General features: G+C 42.6%; 15 protein-coding genes and 1 pseudogene. 6 read left to right on the forward strand and 10 right to left on the reverse strand.

Features of this window, described 5'->3' with window-relative positions:
• The first annotated feature begins 28 nt into the window (after positions 1-28).
• From CXL14_RS13965 to CXL14_RS13975, 3 genes are all read left to right on the forward strand, one after another.
• A complete protein-coding gene (locus CXL14_RS13965; RefSeq protein ID WP_053285110.1) occupies positions 29-1,300 on the forward strand; it encodes a glucuronoarabinoxylan endo-1,4-beta-xylanase XynC in 1,272 nt (423 codons plus the stop codon).
• 143 nt (positions 1,301-1,443) lie between these two features.
• Entirely contained in the window at positions 1,444-2,151 is a 708-nt protein-coding gene (locus CXL14_RS13970) for a response regulator transcription factor (RefSeq protein ID WP_014418043.1), read from the forward strand.
• A 2-nt stretch (positions 2,152-2,153) separates the two neighbouring features.
• On the forward strand, positions 2,154-3,554 hold the full coding sequence (locus CXL14_RS13975) for a sensor histidine kinase (RefSeq protein ID WP_032863999.1): 1,401 nt from the start codon (positions 2,154-2,156) through the stop codon (positions 3,552-3,554).
• A gap of 49 nt (positions 3,555-3,603) precedes the next feature.
• On the opposite strand, the gene CXL14_RS13980 is transcribed toward CXL14_RS13975, so the two are convergent.
• Positions 3,604-3,915, reverse strand: coding sequence for a magnetosome magnetite crystal formation protein family (locus tag CXL14_RS13980; protein ID WP_014418041.1), 312 nt, complete (start codon positions 3,913-3,915; stop codon positions 3,604-3,606).
• A gap of 443 nt (positions 3,916-4,358) precedes the next feature.
• On the opposite strand from CXL14_RS13980, the gene CXL14_RS13985 reads away from it, so the two are divergent.
• From CXL14_RS13985 to thsB, 3 genes are all read left to right on the forward strand, one after another.
• Positions 4,359-5,864 carry a cellulase family glycosylhydrolase gene (locus CXL14_RS13985; RefSeq protein WP_014418040.1) on the forward strand — a complete coding sequence of 502 codons (1,506 nt, stop codon included), beginning with the start codon at positions 4,359-4,361 and terminating at the stop codon, positions 5,862-5,864.
• 296 nt (positions 5,865-6,160) lie between these two features.
• A complete protein-coding gene (thsA, locus tag CXL14_RS13990; RefSeq protein ID WP_014418039.1) occupies positions 6,161-7,054 on the forward strand; it encodes a Thoeris anti-phage system NAD(+) hydrolase ThsA in 894 nt (297 codons plus the stop codon).
• Positions 7,044-7,616 carry a Thoeris anti-phage system ThsA activator ThsB gene (thsB, locus tag CXL14_RS13995; RefSeq protein WP_014418038.1) on the forward strand — a complete coding sequence of 191 codons (573 nt, stop codon included), beginning with the start codon at positions 7,044-7,046 and terminating at the stop codon, positions 7,614-7,616. The genes thsA and thsB overlap by 11 nt, the downstream gene beginning before the upstream one ends.
• Positions 7,617-7,912: 296 nt before the next feature.
• Here the strand turns inward: thsB and CXL14_RS14000 are convergent, their stop codons facing one another.
• The 9 genes and pseudogenes from CXL14_RS14000 to uxuA all read right to left on the reverse strand — a co-directional run bounded on the left by CXL14_RS14000 (position 7,913) and on the right by uxuA (position 16,274).
• Positions 7,913-8,182 carry a hypothetical protein gene (locus tag CXL14_RS14000; RefSeq protein ID WP_014418037.1) on the reverse strand — a complete coding sequence of 90 codons (270 nt, stop codon included), beginning with the start codon at positions 8,180-8,182 and terminating at the stop codon, positions 7,913-7,915.
• 144 nt (positions 8,183-8,326) lie between these two features.
• On the reverse strand, positions 8,327-8,590 hold the full coding sequence (locus CXL14_RS20210) for an MFS transporter (RefSeq protein WP_014418036.1): 264 nt from the start codon (positions 8,588-8,590) through the stop codon (positions 8,327-8,329).
• A 181-nt stretch (positions 8,591-8,771) separates the two neighbouring features.
• Entirely contained in the window at positions 8,772-10,400 is a 1,629-nt protein-coding gene (locus CXL14_RS14005) for a YndJ family protein (protein WP_053285109.1), read from the reverse strand.
• Positions 10,394-11,002: a DUF4166 domain-containing protein gene (locus CXL14_RS14010; RefSeq protein ID WP_038461489.1), complete on the reverse strand. Its 609-nt coding sequence runs from the start codon at positions 11,000-11,002 to the stop codon at positions 10,394-10,396. Before CXL14_RS14010 ends, CXL14_RS14005 begins: the two co-directional genes overlap by 7 nt.
• Positions 10,999-11,814 (reverse strand): hypothetical protein, encoded by an 816-nt coding sequence (locus CXL14_RS14015; protein ID WP_022553278.1) that lies wholly within the window; start codon positions 11,812-11,814, stop codon positions 10,999-11,001. Before CXL14_RS14015 ends, CXL14_RS14010 begins: the two co-directional genes overlap by 4 nt.
• Positions 11,815-11,932: 118 nt before the next feature.
• Positions 11,933-13,204 carry an MFS transporter gene (locus tag CXL14_RS14020; RefSeq protein WP_053285108.1) on the reverse strand — a complete coding sequence of 424 codons (1,272 nt, stop codon included), beginning with the start codon at positions 13,202-13,204 and terminating at the stop codon, positions 11,933-11,935.
• A 76-nt stretch (positions 13,205-13,280) separates the two neighbouring features.
• Positions 13,281-14,282 (reverse strand): substrate-binding domain-containing protein, encoded by a 1,002-nt coding sequence (locus CXL14_RS14025; protein ID WP_025650135.1) that lies wholly within the window; start codon positions 14,280-14,282, stop codon positions 13,281-13,283.
• Between the two features lie 83 nt (positions 14,283-14,365).
• Positions 14,366-15,202, reverse strand: a complete 837-nt coding sequence (locus tag CXL14_RS14030; RefSeq protein ID WP_053285107.1) for an SDR family oxidoreductase — start codon at positions 15,200-15,202, stop codon at positions 14,366-14,368.
• Positions 15,199-16,274: pseudogene (gene uxuA, locus CXL14_RS14035) on the reverse strand (mannonate dehydratase). The gene CXL14_RS14030 and the pseudogene uxuA overlap by 4 nt, the downstream one beginning before the upstream one ends.

Raw genomic sequence — 16,274 nt, forward strand, 5'->3', positions numbered from 1 at the left:
ATAAAAGACATATGAAAGAGAGGAAAAAATGATGTCGAGCGTAAAAAAATCAATTTGTGTATTATTGGTATGTTTCACAATGATGTCCGTCATGCTCTTAGGACCGGGAGTTACTGAAGTTTCAGCAGCAAGTGATGCGACAGTTAATATATCTGCAGATAGACAAGTGATTCGCGGTTTTGGAGGAATGAACCACCCGGCTTGGATTGGAGATTTGACTGCGCCTCAACGGGAGACCGCTTTTGGCAATGGACAGAATCAGTTAGGTTTTTCGGTCTTAAGAATTCATGTAGATGAAAATAGAAATAATTGGTACAAGGAAGTGGAGACTGCAAAGAGTGCGATCAAACATGGAGCAATCGTTTTCGCTTCCCCTTGGAATCCGCCGAACGATATGGTTGAGACTTTCAATCATAATGGTGACACATCAGCTAAGCGGCTGAGATACGATAAGTACGCCGCATACGCGCAGCATCTTAACGATTTCGTTAATTTCATGAAGAGTAATGGTGTGAATCTGTATGCGATTTCTATGCAAAACGAGCCTGATTACGCTCACGAATGGACATGGTGGACGCCCCAAGAAATCCTGCGTTTCATGAGAGAAAATGCCGGTTCCATTAATGCCCGCGTGATTGCGCCGGAATCATTTCAATACCTGAAAAATATATCGGACCCCATTTTGAACGATCCGCAGGCGCTTAGGAATATGGATATCCTCGGAGCCCACCTGTACGGCACTCAGGTCAGCCAATTCCCTTATCCTCTTTTCAAACAAAAAGGAGGAGGGAAAGAGCTATGGATGACGGAGGTATACTATCCGAACAGTGACAACAATTCAGCGGATCGCTGGCCTGAGGCTTTAGGTGTTTCAGAGCATATTCATCATTCAATGGTAGAGGGAGATTTTCAAGCTTATGTGTGGTGGTACATCCGCAGATCATACGGCCCTATGAAAGAAGATGGGATGATCAGCAAACGCGGATACAATATGGCTCATTTCTCAAAATTTGTGCGCCCTGGCTATGTAAGGATTGATGCAACGAAAAATCCTGAACCGAATGTTTACGTGTCAGCCTATAAAGGAGACAATAAAGTCGTGATTGTTGCCATTAATAAAAATAACACAGGGGTCAACCAAAACTTTGTACTGCAGAATGGAACTGCTTCGCAAGTATCCAGATGGATCACGAGCAGCAGCAGCAATCTTCAACCTGGAACGGATCTCAAAGTAACGGACAATCATTTTTGGGCCCATCTTCCGTCTCAAAGCGTGACAACATTTGTTGTAAAGCGTTAAAGGCATCAGCATTGCAATAAGCCAATTTTCTTACTCGAAAAAGAAAATTGGCTTATTTTCTGTGGGAGAGAAGTGTTGATTTTTTTAACGATACACGGACATTGGGTATAATAATGACAATGACTTCAAGGAGTGATCAATATATGTCACGGCTTCACAGCAAAGTATTAATCATAGACGATGAAAAAGAAATTTTGGAACTGATCAAAACCGTATTAATAAGAGAAGGCATTGATCGCGTAGTGACCGCTTCGACTGCCCGTGACGGATTGGCTCAATTTCATCAAGAAAATCCCGATCTTGTGATATTGGATATCATGCTGCCAGACGGTGAAGGCTATGATATCTGCAAGCAAATAAGAGACATTTCACACGTTCCTATTATCTTTTTGTCTGCAAAGGGGGAGGAAACGGATAAAATTGTAGGACTTGCCATCGGCGGAGACGACTACATTACAAAACCCTTCAGCCCTAAGGAAGTTGCATATCGGGTCAAAGCGCAGCTGAGACGGGTCTCTTACTTACAGCCTTCTCAAACCGGAACCGTAATAAAAAAAGGACCATTTGAATTAAACCAACAACAAGCTGAGCTCACCAAAAATGAAGCGGCTATTGAGTTAACACCTAAAGAACTTATGCTTATGACCTATTTTCTGCAGCATCCCAATCGGGTGATCAGTAAAGAAACACTCTATCAAGCTGTATGGGGAGAAGATTTCTTCGGTTCTGACAACACGGTGATGGTTCATATACGCAGGCTCCGTGAGAAAATAGAAAACATCCCATCAAAACCAGACTTTCTCGTCACTGTGAAAGGGTTAGGCTACAAATTTGTTGTAAAGGATGCGTAAGGATGAATTGGCGATTAACAGGCAGATATATGGTCTCTGTCATTATCGTGACCATCATTACAGTCTTCATTAATTTATTTATTTTTATGTTTTGGCTCGTTTTCCAGGCGAACAGCCAACATAACGAAGAAAGTACACCGGAAACTTTCACAAGATCATTCCGACAATATGTCACGTTATCGAACAATGGTATCACAGTAAACAAAGAGGGCCAAAAAGCTTTAAAAGAGCAGAATGCATGGATTCAAATATTAGATGAAAACGGACAGGATGTTTATCATGATAGAGAACCTAAAGGACTGAAGGAAAAATATACGCCTATTGAAATTGTAAATTTACATAAATATAAGGATGAACAATTATTATCAACCATTTACGCCGGCGGAAAAAAAGTAAACGGCAAGGAGTACAGTTACTTTATAGGGTTTAAAAATCCCTCTCTCGGAAAATATGTCCTCTCATATGATACCAAGGAATTTGTGACGAAGTTCAATGCAGGGACCATCATATTATTATCAATAGATGCATTGATCGCGTTACTCATCGGCTATCTATTCAGCCGGCAGCTCACAAAACCGCTCGGCCGTGTCATTCAAGGAATCCAGCGGTTAGCTAATGGAGATTATACGATCAAAATGAAATCCAAAGGCATTTATAAAGATGTCTTCTATAATGTCAATCATTTATCGGAACAACTATCTTCAAGCAAAAAAGAAAAAGATAAATTAGAGCAAATGCGTGAAGAGTGGATCAGTCATATTTCTCATGACATTAAAACACCATTAGCATCTATTCAAGGCTATGCAGAAATCATCCAAGATCCAAATTACCATCTCACAGTCGAACAGATCAGAGAGTACGCCCAGATCATTCAGAGTAAATCCCTCTATATGAAAGATGTGATGGAAGATTTAAATTTAACGACAAGGCTGAAAAACAACGATGTGATGTTACATACAGAGCGGGTAAACCTTGTATCGCTGCTGCGGGAAACGTTAATTGATATGTTAAACGATTCTAGATATGCGGATAAATCCATTGAACTTCAAACGAACCTGGAAAAGCTGATGCTGAACCTTGATGCGATATTAATTCGGAGAGCGGTCACGAATCTCATTTTAAATGCCCTCGTTCACAATGATCCTGATGTGAAGATCGTTGTACAGCTTGAACAAAAAGAACGAACTCATGTGACAATTAAGGACAACGGCAAAGGGATAGAAGAAGAGGAGCTGGAAAAAGTGTTTGATCGCTATTACAGGGGCACAAATACAGGAACGACGCATGCAGGCTCTGGTCTTGGAATGGCCATAGCAAAGGATATTATCCAAAAGCACGGAGGGGACATCACCATTCAAAGCACCACGGGAGAAGGGACAACGATAGATATACAATTATCATAATGGCTATACAAAAAAAGGTTCTGTTGATCAATAACAGAACCTTTTTTTCCTATTGTTCCGAAAACACTTTGATTCCTTTGACAATGTTCCAAATGAAAAAGTAGATCGCCACAAGGAATGTAACAGCATACGTCGCAAGCAGGAAAGGCCCGGCGTGCCTGATGTCATTCATACCAAGTAAACCTGAAGCGATGATGCCAATTACAAAAATCAAATAAGGAATCAGATGCGTCCACAAAGATTTTTTCGCATGATATTTCACATCGTCCTGGCCTAAGAAATAGACGATAATCGGAAACAGAAACGGCGCAAAAAATATACTGAAGTAACATAATGAAGACAAAATTTTATTTTCTCTCAAACCTTTTCACCTCTATGATTTATTGAAGGGGAATTCTTCTGGCTGAATCCCTCACTGAAGTACAATCTTATTGTACAACTCCAACCTTAACCCGTATTAATCCAAACCTTACATCAACCTTACATTAACAAGGACGGGCAAGGGCTCGTCTTCTTACAGCAATCATAAGATTCAATGCCATATTGAGACTCATCACATTCAGCGTGTCTACGTTGGATTCGATTGAAAAATGACGTGTAAAGTCCCGTTTCAGTCCGGTTTTCTTTGTTCTATATGTGTCAGGTGTGTCTTATTTAATAGAGATAGAGCAAATTGACAGGCTTTTACACCTCTCAAAAACAAGAAATTAGGTTGATAGACAATCATGAGAAAGATTTTTACAATGAGTTCGAGCTCATAAGAAGTGAAGAGCCAAAATGATGCGAGGGAGGAAAAGATTAGATATGAAACGGTCAATTTCTATTTTTATTACGTGTTTATTGATTGCGGTATTGACAATGGGCGGCTTGCTGCCTTCGCCGGCATCTGCAGCAGGGACAAAAACGCCAGTAGCCAAGAATGGTCAGCTTAGCATAAAAGGTACACAACTCGTAAACCGAGACGGCAAAGCGGTACAACTGAAAGGGATCAGTTCACATGGATTGCAATGGTATGGCGATTTCGTCAATAAAGACAGCTTAAAATGGCTGAGAGACGATTGGGGCATCACCGTTTTCCGCGCGGCAATGTATACGGCAGATGGCGGTTATATTGACAACCCGACCGTGAAAAATAAAGTAAAAGAAGCGGTTGAAGCGGCAAAAGAACTTGGGATATATGTCATCATTGACTGGCATATCTTAAATGACGGCAACCCAAACCAAAATAAAGAGAAGGCAAAAGAATTTTTCAAGGAGATGTCAAGTCTTTACGGAAACACGCCAAACGTCATTTATGAAATTGCAAACGAACCAAACGGTGACGTGAACTGGAAGCGTGATATTAAACCGTATGCGGAAGAAGTGATTTCCGTTATCCGCAAAAATGATCCAGACAACATCATCATTGTCGGAACCGGTACATGGAGCCAGGATGTGAATGATGCTGCCGATGACCAGCTAAAAGATGCAAACGTCATGTACGCGCTTCATTTTTATGCCGGCACACACGGCCAATCTTTACGGGATAAAGCAAACTACGCACTCAGCAAAGGAGCGCCTATTTTCGTGACGGAATGGGGAACAAGCGATGCGTCTGGAAATGGCGGTGTATTCCTTGGCCAGTCGCGGGAATGGCTGAATTATCTCGACAGCAAGAACATCAGCTGGGTGAACTGGAATCTTTCTGATAAGCAGGAATCATCCTCGGCTTTAAAGCCGGGAGCATCTAAAACAGGCGGCTGGCCGCTTACAGATTTAACTGCTTCAGGAACATTCGTTAGAGAAAACATTCGCGGCTACAAAGATTCAACGAAAGAACGCCCTGAAACGCCAGCACAAGATAACCCCACACAGGAAAAAGGTATTTCTGTACAATACAAAGCAGGGGATGGGCGTGTGAACAGCAATCAAATCCGCCCGCAGCTTCACATAAAAAATAACGGCGATGCGACGGTGGATTTAAAAGATGTCACTGCCCGTTACTGGTATAACGTGAAAAACAAAGGCCAAAACTTTGACTTTGACTGTGACTACGCGCAGATTGGATGCGGCAATCTGACCCACAAATTTGTGACGCTGCATAAACCTAAGCAAGGTGCAGATACCTATCTGGAACTGGGGTTTAAAACAGGAACGCTGTCACCGGGAGCAAGCACAGGGAATATTCAGCTTCGTCTTCACAATGATGACTGGAGCAATTATGCACAAAGCGGCGATTATTCCTTTTTCCAATCAAATACGTTTAAAACAACGAAAAAAATCACATTATATCATCAAGGAAAACTGATTTGGGGAACAGAACCCAATTAGTTAAGCTTTAGGCGGACATCAGCAACGATGTCCGCTTTTATCATCTTAACAGCAATACAAGGAGGTTTACGTGGCGGATGAAACTCTGAAACAGTATATGGGCCTGTACAAATGTTGTTAGCAATCTCAAGAAAGCCCAGGAGTAGATATGATTCACTGAACAGATGTTCAATTTAAATCTAATAATGAAGAGGGCCTAGTCAAAGGCGCTCTTCATTATTAGATAAGACATAATCATTACACAAGATTTATGTCATGGTTCTATATTCATATTTTCATTGTAATAAATTGAAAATATGAATATAATAGGTAGTGATCGCAATACTAACATTGGAGGTTTTATGTGGAAGTTTAAAGAATTAATAAGAGATAAGACATTTAGAAGGTGGGCTCTGAGTATAATTCTGACTATTCCAACTAGTGTGAGTACATTCATTTCATTTCTAGACTTGGATGCTCGTTGTAGATTAATTATTTTACTTATATTAGTAGGGTTGTCGCTAGTCATAATAATTGTTCAATTCATTAGACTACTTTTTATGAATAATATCACTCTTAATCTCAATGGTTCCGAAGTTGAAATTAAAAAAGGTGATATTTTTGAAGTGCCAAGAAATAATTATAAAGTCATTGCATTTAATGAGTATTTTGACACTCAAGTAGATGACGTAATAATCGCCCGCGAAACATTAAATGGTCAATATATAAAGCGTTATTATTCACATCAAGATATCACTGAGTTGGATCAGAAAATTAAAGATGACGTAAAACTTAAAATTGAAGAAAAAAATGTTGAAAGACCTTTTGGAGGAAAAACAACACGTTACAGCTTGGGATCAGTCTTTAAAGATATGGATTTTTTTCTAGTTGCTTTTTCGAAGTTTGATAGGGAAAATCGTGCCCAATTAAAACTAAATGAATATGCAAGCTGCATGCTTAATGTATGGAATGAAATCAATACATTACATGCAAGCAAAGAAGTGTTTATCCCCTTATTAGGTTCTGGAATAACAAGACATGTGGATTCTGATGTTGGAGTCAATGAACTATTACATATAATGTTGTGGACATTTCAGATCAGTAAAGTAAAGTTTAGAGAACCAGCCAAAGTTACAATTCTTTTGTACAAAAATGATCACAAGAAGATCAATTTTTATAAGTTAAAGGAGTTTGAGAAGAATGGGTTATAGGAATGGAAATTATGCTGCTTTCTATGTCAGTGAACCGTTTAGTGAAAGTAGTTTAGGGGCTAATGCAACCAAGGATTTTGTGTCGTATAACATGTTAAGAGCATGGAAAGGAAAAGATAATAACTACCCATTTAATGACTCCCACGATAAAACATACAATGTACGGGACGGTAGTGATTGGGAGAAAACATTAAAGCCAAGATTAAGAAAAAGATTAGATCAATCAAAAAATATAATCTTTTTTTTAAGTAAGCATACTGAAAACAGCAAAGCTTTGCGAGAAGAAATTGATTACGGTATTAATGTGAAGGGGCTACCAGTTATCGTTGTATACCCTGAACTTTCCGAAAAGAGTGACATCATCGACTGCACTACAAAGGTTTTCAGATCAGAAGTGGTGAATTTATGGAGTCGAGTCCCTGTTTTTAAAGACTCTATGCTAAAGGTACCAACTATTCATATTCCTTATAAAAAAGACCAAATTAAAAAAGCTTTAGAGAACAAAGATTTTATGATTAATTCAAAGATTTCTGCAGGTTCGGTTTATTTTTATCCATGTTAATCTATTATGGGTGAATATAATTTAAAGAGAAAGAATAGATTTTCAGTTTCGTCCTCATGGTAGCTCATTAATTCAAAAACCTCTATGACCAATTTAATTTATTGAGGAGGTAGAGGTTTTGGTATTAAAATGATGAAGATAGATTATTGGATATGAATTTCATTTTATCTAGTTTACATAATATATATTCTAGGAAGTTAAATCTTTAATGAAAATTCTGTCTCGTTATCTTAAGTATACTTAGTTGGTGAGACAGAATTAAAAAAATAGGATGTATTACGATTTGTATTTATTTCTTACTGCTTTACATAGCATCGATCTTTATAAATTGTTTCACACTTTACTTCTTCCACATCAACTTTGCCATCGGATAATCTTGTGTAAACATAAACCCATTTTTCATTTCCGTTTTTAATAAACATGTCGAATTTAAAAGCGTCAGTATATTTGTCCATGACCCAGATCAATCCCGGAAGAGTTTCTGCTTTTGCTGGCGACACAGAAACTAATAATGCTCCAGCAATTACAGCCGCACCGGCTATTTTTTTAATTTTACTTTTTAACATTAATATTGCCCCCTTATGATTTATTGCCTGCTGCTTTCTCACTTAGCAGGTAATCTGATTTTACCATCTTGTACAAAGGGAATTTGTCATATTTTGTAGATAGGATACTTATTTTCACTAAAAATACATATATTGTCATGAATTTTATCCGATCCCCACATACAACAAGCTGATTTCTTTCTCACTGACACCTATACGCAGCGCATATGCCGTTGTGAAGCCAAACATTTTCGTAAAAATCATGTCATGGGCTAAAATGGATAAAAACGAGATTTTCAGCAAGGACATATGCCCGGCTGCCTTCACCATACCGCTCAATGTAACAGGTATCTTTGCGGTCGTTTTCATTTCGCGAATCATGAAAGACAGGCAAAGACTGGCAAGACCGAGGCTGCGTCCCATCCTCATTCACTGACAACATAACCGCTCATGCCCATCCCTGACAGCTGAGCTAACACGAGAATAAATGAGATCCAGCGCATGACTCCTTTCGTGTCATCTGCCGCAAAAAAGCTCGCAAATAAAATGGTGAATATAACCCATGTAGATGAGAAAAAGCCGCCTGATGAACAGACGGCTCTGCAGCTTGTTATTTGCTTCGGTTACCTGCGGAAGCATGAGTGATCCGATAATGCACAGTTAAAAATTTCAGTCCGAACAGCCACATATGATGAACGGCCTTCAGGCTTGTTTCGCTCTGGGCTGAAATAAGAAATGTCTCTGCCAGCGGAAGATGACACGCCCCCCATTTCGTCTGCAGATAAATCCCTTCATCACCCGCTCCGCTTTTTCGCCGTCTGCTTGTCAAAACAAGATTCTGCTTACGCGCATAAGGTTTTAAAATGCCCGTCATTTGGCCGTACGGCAGCGGGAGAGATATATTCATGTATCCTTCCCCTTTTGCCCTGTACGCTGAATACAGCGCAGTAAAAACGGTTTCCTGCTTTTCATTTGTTCTGATCCACGCACGGACATTTTTTCTGCCGTCTTTGTCAGAGTCAACGCCTATGATATCACTGTGCATAATATACCAATCCGGATTCATGGACAGGTGAATCTGCCCCGCTCTTCTGCTGAACGGCTCGTACACGCGCGCGAACGGACGAAACCATCTGCTCCACGTCACTTTTGCCATGATGTCATAATCAATTGTCTCTTCATAAAAGGAAATAACGGCCGGCGCCAGTTTTTCAATTGAAAAGTCTTCAGAATGCAGTTCTCTCATCTGATTCAGAAGGCCGGTATAATGGATGTCATTTGCTGCATGAATATCAGTCAAAAATTCTTTGCCTATCGTTCTCTTCCCGTAAATACGGCTGAACGTTCTATCACTGCCCTCATCAAACGGTCTCGGATTTTCCAACCTCCACCCCGCCAAAGCCGGCAGGATAACGCCGAATGCATTGACGGCCCCGTGAATCCAAATCATCTGGCTGATCGTGAGCGTTGCCTCCTCGCGGTAGACACCGTACGAATATATCAAAGAAAAAGCAATTGTGATCATTAACACAGCCGAAGAACTCCTGATCAAGATCCTGCCTGTTTTCGTAACAAACGGCGCCTTAAAGACGAGATATGCATTTACATACAGACCCGCCAGATACAGAGCGACAGCAATCACATCAAGTGTCTTTGAAAATGTAATCCCCAAGGCAATAAGGATCGGCGAAATCAAAATAATGACCGTGCTCCACCGGTAAAGTTCGCGTTTCTCCCGTATGATCCTGCCGAGCAATCCGTTAAAGATCGGAATGAGAAAAGCGGAATAGTGAAAGTGCACCGCCGTCAGCAGAACGATAAGCGGGCCGAAATTCATGACGGGAATCTCAAGGACATATGCGAAGAACCAGAATCCGCCCCCGGCCAAATAAATGAAACCCGCCATAACAGACATCTCTTCTGTTCTGTGAATATTTGTTTTCATCAGCCGCCGGACAGCATACAGTGCCAGCCCAAACGTATAAATGAGCCACACAACGGCAAAAAAACTGAAGTCTGTGACAAGCGCAAGCACCGCACATAAAGCGGCAACAGGATAACTCCGTAACAACACATTCTCTAAGGTCTTTGACGGCCGAAAAGCAAAATCGAATACAGCAGGAACGAAAAAAAGTACGGAAAATAAAACAAACGTCTCAGCAGCTGATATATGCGGAGCTTCAGCCGCCGCAAATCCCAAAAAGCAAATCACGCTTACCATGAGATGACGCTTCAGCATGTTTCTCCCTCTGTTTCCCGGAAAGTCCCCCGGTAAGAGAAAAGCGTGCCGAGTATCCGATTTTTCACATGAACCTTTATGCTGAAGCTATTCATTTCCTCATCATAAGCCTCATAAACGGTTGAACTGCCGCACAGCCATGCCGGAAGCGGGATTTTCTTTCCGCCTATCAGGAGCCACTGCCTTCCGGATGTAATAACAAGCCCTCCTTCTGAAGACGCTTCTAAATGCAGTTCAGACAGTAGGATGCGGGGTTTGCCGAAGTAATCAAGAATTCTGTTTTCCCGCTCATCATATTCCATGACCGCATCAAAAAAACGCGTTTTGCCTTTAAAGAAAAAGGTACGATTCCATTCCACGCCATTTTGCCTGTTTTTGTTTTCGATAGTGAAAGGGATATCGTTTCCCCTCTCTGAGAAAAAACATCTGAAAAAAACACCTGTCTTTAAAAGCATTCTGACAAGAAAAGAACCTCCCTTTATTTCTGACATAACGCCTTCTCCGCAAAACGTGCGTGATCCGTCAAATCTGTACCGTTTCTGCAGCATCGGGTGCAGTGATTGATAATGAGTAATCGTTTTTTCATACATTGAATCCGTCATTTCACTTCTCTCTTTCGCTTTGTATGCCAGGCGCTCGGCAGCTTGAGCTTAAGAATCATGCCGGCTATCGTAAGCACTCCTAATGAGATCACGAATCCGCCGCCGGAATATAGCAGTGCCGTTACACAAAAGAAGACTGACTGCCCGGTGTGAATCAGCCACTTTCTCCGCATGGGAAGCAGCCATAATACCCCTAACCCTGTCTCCAGCGCTCCCCTCACGATCTCTGCATCGGCACAGCCATCATGAAAGCCTTGAAAAAACCAATACATACTGAATACGAGACACATACAGACATAGACAAACCCGAAACGGACTGATATCTTCGGATGTCTGTTTTGTTCTATCCAAAGCCGCAACGCATCAAAGCTCCATGCGGTAGCCCAGCTTAGCAGAGGACGAAATAAAAACCGGTCTATCCAACTTCCCGGCAGACCGCGGGCCGTTTCATATTGATATTGAGTCAAAAATGCGGTTTGTCCGTTATCCCGCTCTATATACTTCCAGTAGCCCCTGCCTTCTTTTATAAGTGACAGCGGATGATCAGAGGCAAAAGCGAGCGAAGACACTCTTTCTGACGAGCGAGGCCTTATGTCACCTATTGATTCGCCCGTGCCGCATACCTTCAGCCCAAAACCGATTCGTGTTTCATATAGAAATCTCTGCGGTTCATCTGGCAGCCTATGAAGATATGTAATGTCAGAAAAACGCAGATCCCATTCCTTATGAAGATGCGGGGTTTGCGTATATTCCCAAAGCGTTTCTATATCAGATGCAATATAGATTTCGACATATATCGGCTTCTGTTTCATGCCCCCTCCTCTTCCCTTCTTTTGTAAACAATTCCTATATTATCATAGGAACAGATCAAGCGGCAGAACGAAAAGGCCATCCCGTTATCGGCAGGACAGCCTCAGTGACTTTGATGACTTATGAATAAGGTATCGTGTCTTTTTTATCTTCAGAAGCGGTTTGAATGATAATCGGACGCACGAAACGGATTACCGCAGCCGAGGCCAAAACGGCTAATCCGCCTGCAAGCAAAAACGCCCCCGAGAATGATCCGCTTTTGTCCGCGATAAAGCCGGTTAAAGCAGGCCCGATAATACCGGCCGTGTTTGCAAGAAAATGCATAAAGCCGCCGACTGACCCGACATTCCTTTGATCAACCACATCATGAATGACCGCCCAATAGATAGAGCCCGTTATATATAAAAAGAAGACTGATAAAGCAACGAGAATAACGGCACTTACGGTAGTGGTAACAAGTCCGGCAAATCCGATCAGTACAGCGGAAGCGAACAGACAAGTGACAAGAATGACTTTCCGTGAGAACAAAACCCCTTTTCCGGCGGTTTTTTTGAATACATAATCAGAAATCATTCCGCCTGCCGCCAAACCGATAAATCCAAGAATCCAGGGAATAACAGTCACCACGCTCATAAATTCAACACTTAAACCGCGTTCTTTCACCAGATAGCTCGGAAACCATGTTAAGAAGAAAAATAAAATGTAGTTGTAGGCGAAAAAGGCAAAAGCCGTGAAGAGAACCGTTTTTTGTTTCAAATAAAAGGTCATCGGGATATGCTGCTCATGCGATTGAATCGCTGCTTTCATTGCCGGGGCGTCTTCCGTCGGCGCCGGCCGTTCTTTGACAAATTTAAACCAGATGAGCGCCCAGACTAAACCGATGATCATGATCAGGACAAAGGAAACTTTCCAGCTGAACGCCACAGCAATCATCCCGACAATCGGGCCGGAGATCGCTCCGCCGAGCGGCGTTCCGCTGTTTGTCAGGCCGATGACCGTGGCGCGCTGAGACGGAGGAAACCAATTGTTGACCATTTTGCTTATGGCAGCCGACAGCGGCCCCTCCCCCATACCGAATAAAACACGGATAATCAAAAGACTTACAAATCCGAAAGCAAGCGCAACCGCTCCGCTGAAAAGAGACCAAACGATCATCGCCGTACACAATGTCAATTTAGCCCCGTACCGGTCAGATGCAACACCGCCGAGAAAGTTAAACACAGCGTATCCGACAGAGAAACTGCTGAAAATCAGCCCCATTTGGGTTGCCGACAATGTGAGATCCTGCTGTATGAACGGCGCTGCAATAGACAGCGCTGAGCGGTCTAAATAGTTAATCACCCCGGCTGAAAATAAAAGAAGAATAATAGGGAATCTATCCTTTGAGAACATAAAATCCCTCCCTCTTATTTCATAATATTCAGATATTAAAATTGCCGGAGTAAACCGGTTTATGCAATGAAACCGGTTATCCGGATTGCCTTGCGAGCAGCGCCGGTTTATAGCGGTGAATCCGTTTTTCACCGCCATCTTTTTCTTGTATCTGGCGAAGAAGAAGGCTTCCCGCTTTTCGCGCCATTTCTGCCGCAGGCTGAACGATCGTCGTAATCGGAGGAGTAAAAAAACCCGCAAAAGGAACTTCATCAATTCCGATGACGGCTGCCTTATCCGGAATTGTCATATCATGCTCCTTCATATACTTCAGCACCTCAACAAGAACGATATCGTTTGCCGCCAATATCGCTTTCGGAGGCTCTTCAAGTGAGAACAGCTCTGACAAAACATTGGAAATATCAGCCGCATCGGCTGTTTTGATATATTCGTTCCGCACTATCATTCCGTGGCGGTCAAGCGCCTTCTTATACCCTTCAATCCTTTCTACCCTCGGACTGATTTCCCGAATAATGGACGTCGTAATAATCGCGATTCTCTTTATGCCGCTTTCGATAAACCGGTCAACGGCAAGACCGGCTGCATGATGATTATCAAGCATCACTGTCGGAATCCCGAGTTCTTCAATGGTTCTGTCCATAAACACGACCGGAAACGTATCGCGTTTCATCTTTTCATATAAAGAGAGATTTTCGCCCGTCGGAAAAATAATAATTCCGTCCACCTGCTTGGCCCGCAGCATTTCAATATATTTCTTTTCTTTTTCCGGTTCATCATCCGCATTGCAGACAATAATATGAAATCCTTGTTCATGAAAATAGTCTTCCACCGCCCTGATGACCTGAGTGGAAAAGGTGTGAAGAATATTAGCCACCACCACACCTACTGTAAATGTTGATTTCTGTTTTAAGCTGCGGGCGACGAAATTCGGCTGATAGTTCAGCTCTTGAATGGCCGCTTCTATTTTTTGTTTCGTTTTCTCGCTCATATAGTCATAGCGCTGATTTAAAAATTGAGATACGGTGCTTTTAGATACGTTTGCATATTTCGCCACATCAGAAATTGTAATGGTTTTCATAGACTCATCCCCGTCTGTCTTCATTTTTCACTAGTATAAGTCAGAAGTAAATAGTTTACAATCTGACAGGGACATGGATTCTGTCACACTCCGGAATAAGCCATAAAACCTCCGTCGACGGGAACGGTGACCCCTGTGACAAAGCCTGAGCATGAATCATCCGAAAGCCACAGGAGCGTTCCCAGAAGGTCTTCCGGTTTCCCGAAACGTTTCATCGGTGTATGTGCCATAATCTTATTGGATCGGTCTGTCAGACTTCCATCTTCCTGTAATAACAACTCACGGTTTTGCGCTGTCAAAAAGAAACCCGGAGCGATGGCATTCACCCGCATCCCTTTTTTTGCGAAATGAACAGCCATCCACATCGTAAAATTCTGAATCGCCGCCTTGGCCGCGCTGTAGGCAGGCACCTTTGTCATCGGTGTATACGCACTCATAGAAGAAATATTAATAATCGCGGGACATTCCGCCTTCAAAAGGTCTTTTCCAAACACTTGCGATGCCAGAAATGCACCGGTAAAGTTGGTTGAAAAAACGCTGGAAAACCCCGTTTCGTCCATATCAAAAAATGATGTGCCCTGCTCATCCTCTTCATACGTCTCACTGGCAGTGATCGCATCAGGGTGATTTCCCCCGGCTCCGTTAATTAAAAGATTGACAGAACCGAACCGGCTGATAATCTCGTCTTTTGCCTTTTCGAGCGAATCACGGGCTGAAACATCAGCCGGTACAGAAACCGCGGTTCCTCCAGCGTCAGCAATCTCGCCCGCCGCACGCTCTGCTTTATCAGCATTCCGGCTGACGATCGCAATTTTCATCCCCTGCCGTGAAAGCTCCTTTGCCATTGCTGAACAGAGAACACCGCTCCCGCCTGTTATGACAGCGGTTCTTCCTGATAAACGTTCATGAATCGGTCTCATCTCTTCACCCCTTTCTCATGAGACGAGAACGCATCCCACAGTCCGTTCAAGTACATAATTCCTAAGGCACGATCATATAAACCATAACCCGGCCGCATTGTTCGCCCCAGATATGACGGCCGTGATCAGGCCGTACATATCCTTTATAGTCTTGGCCGTGCAATTCTTTTACCACACCGGTAATATCAATGGACCCATCACTGGTAAGATGCGAAGTTTCCGTAAAATCACCGTTATCGCAGATTTTCACATTTCGTATATGGGCAAACGGCGCAGCTCCCGCATAGTGTTTGGCGATCTTCACCATATCATTGGCGGGATCCGCTCCCATCGAACCCGTGCATAACGTAATACAATTGGCGGGTGAATCTGAAATCTCTCGCAGCTTTTCGTAGCTTTTCTCACCGGTGATAATACGGGGCAGGCCAAAAATTGACCAGGGCGGATCATCCGGATGAATGGCCATTTGAATGCCGTGTTCCTCCGCTACAGGAAGAATTTCATGTAAAAAGAACTCAAGATTGGCCCAAAGCTGTTTTTCATCAACCGTTTGATAGGCCTCAAACAGTTCCTTGATCCGGGCCATTTTCTCCGGCTCCCACCCGGGAAGCGTCAAATCAGAAGATTCTTCAACCGTGCGGATCAGTTCCTCCGGAGATAGACTTTCCACTTTCGCTTTTTCAAAAAACAGTGCGGTTGACCCATCCTCCAGCGCGCGGAACATATCGGTACGCGTCCAGTCAAATATCGGCATGAAATTGTAACAGATGACTTTCACACCGAATTCGGACAGATTGCGAATGGTCTGTTTATAGTGCTCAATATATTGTCCGCGTTCTTCATGACCGAGTTTAATGGCTTCATGAACATTCACGCTTTCCACGACCTCTGCATGAAACCCATAGGATTGAATGAATCTGACTTCCGCTTCAATGTCCTCCTTTTCCCATACTTCGCCCGCGGGCTTCTGGTGAAGAGCCCAGACGATGCCTTTGACCCCGGGAATTTGTCTGACATGTTCAAGAGTCACCGTATCATTACCTTGGCCATACCAGCGAAACGTGATATTCAT

It is taken from the genome of Bacillus sp. SJ-10 (assembly GCF_002843505.1).
GTDB lineage: Bacteria > Bacillota > Bacilli > Bacillales > Bacillaceae > Bacillus > Bacillus velezensis.